General features: G+C 67.6%; 2 pseudogenes. One reads left to right on the forward strand and one right to left on the reverse strand.

The features are described 5' to 3' along the window. Nucleotides 1-91 precede the first annotated feature (91 nt). Nucleotides 92-1,090, reverse strand: a pseudogene (locus CLV37_RS26830) (IS481 family transposase). Nucleotides 1,091-1,206: 116 nt separating this feature from the next. Here CLV37_RS26830 and CLV37_RS28720 point away from each other — a divergent pair. Beyond that, nucleotides 1,207-1,907: pseudogene (locus CLV37_RS28720) on the forward strand (transposase); the annotation flags it as partial. Between the last annotated feature and the right edge of the window lie 33 nt (nucleotides 1,908-1,940).

The raw sequence follows: 1,940 nt of genomic DNA on the forward strand, positions 1-1,940 counted from the left end.
TTCAGCACTGGACCCGGCTCCGCAACCAGCAGCATCGACCCGTCACCTTCACCTGGCAACGCCCCGGGGCACCAACTTCAGCCGCAGATCACTAGTTGTACTGCGCGGGGAGGTTGGTAACGCGGCTGATCGGTGGCCGGCCTCCGAGAGCGGTGTGGTGCCGGTGATGGTTGTACAGGTGGAGGAACTTCGGCGAGGCCCACACCCGCGCCGACTCTGAGGCGTAAGGCCGGGCGTAGGCCCACTCGGTGATCAACGCCCGGTGGAACCGCTCCACCTTGCTGTTGGTCTGCGGCCCGTAGGGCCGGGTCCGCTTGTGCACGCCCCCGGTCGCCGCCAGCGCGGCGGCCAGATCTCGCGAGCGGTAGTTCGAGGCGTTGTCGGTCAAGACTCCCTCGATCCGGACGCCGCGGTCGGCGAACCAGAAGCAGGCCCGGTGCCAGAACGCCGCGGTCGTGGGGCCCTGCTCATCGCGCAGGATCTCGGTGTATGCTAGGCGGGAATTTTCATCCAGCTCGGTGTGCAGGTAGGCGTAGCCCAGTCTGGGACCGCGGACTCCTGACCGGGCGCCCTGTCCGCGGCCGTGGATGTGCCAGCCGCCATTGTCGGGGATTCGGCCCAGCTTCTTGACGTCCATGCGCACCAGTTCCCCTGCACAGAACGCTCATAGCGGCGGACCTCCGGCGGGCGCGTTGCCTGTCGGCCAGGTCCACGTCGCGCAGACGGGGTACGCCTTCGCGGCGCAAGATTTTGACCACGGTCGAGACGGGGATGCCCGCGTGCGGTCCGATGCGTGCCGGTCCCCACCCGCGCCGGCGTAGGGCAGGCCCTTCTTGACCTGCCGTTTGCTGGTGCGGTGCGGGCTGCGACGGGGGGGTTGACGGGGCGTCAAGCAGCCCGTCGCAGTCCAGGTCGGCCTCGCTGGCTCCTCTCGGCGTAGCGGGCGAAGGCGGGCGACCCAGCGGCGGGCGGTGGTGTGGGGGGTCTGAAAACGTTCGGCGGCGCGGCGTTCGTGCCAGCCCTCATCGACGATGAGGCGGGCCAGCTTCAGGCGTGCCTTCGGCACGAGGGCGGCGTTACGGTGGAGCACGAGGACCTCAGAGTGCTGATGTGGTTCCTCGACAGCTCCACACTCCACTCGGAAGTCTTCTCTGTGTCACGGACCGGTGGTCACCGGCGTGTCACCAATGTGCGTGCTCAGTACACGTGGGTGATACGAAGACGTTGGTGTTCTGGAAGGAGTTCCTCGCCTCTTTGCGTGACCGGGGTCTGCACGGGGTCCAGCTGGTGATCTCCGAACAGCACCCGTTGGTCTGCATGGTCTGGTGTCGGCGGTCGAGCAGAGCATGGTCGGCGTGGCCTGGCAGCGTTGCCGTGTCCACTTCAGGCGCAACATCCTTAGCAAGGTCACCAAGGGGCAGGCCGACGCGGTCGCGGCGATGGTCCGCACGATCTTCGTCCAGCCCTCTGCCGACGCGGTCACCGAGCAGGTCCGTGTCGTCGCCGACAGCTTGCGGGTGAAGTTCCCCACCGTTGCCGAGATGCTCGATGAGGCCAGCCCGGACGTCACGGCGTTCGCCGTGTTCCCCGAGGCGCACTGGCGCAAGATCTAGTCGACAAATCCGCTGGAACGGCCGAACCGTGAGGTCAAGCGCCGCACCGACGTCGTCGGAATCTTCCCCAACGCCAAGGCCCTGCTCCGACTGGCCGGCTGCGTGCTGATCGAGGCCCACGACGAGTGGCAGTCCGGGGAACGGCGTTACCTCTCGGAGGCCTCGATGGCGCTGCTGACCCCGCCGGAGCCGACCGTTCTGCCGACCGCCGCGCTCCGCGCGGACGTCGACATGAAGCGTCACGGCTTCTCTGCCGTCTTCATGTGGGACACGACTCCGGGATGGAGTCGTTGAGGTAAGCGTAGTGGGCGGCCTCAGCCTCGACCG

It is taken from the genome of Kineococcus rhizosphaerae (assembly GCF_003002055.1).
GTDB lineage: Bacteria > Actinomycetota > Actinomycetes > Actinomycetales > Kineococcaceae > Kineococcus > Kineococcus rhizosphaerae.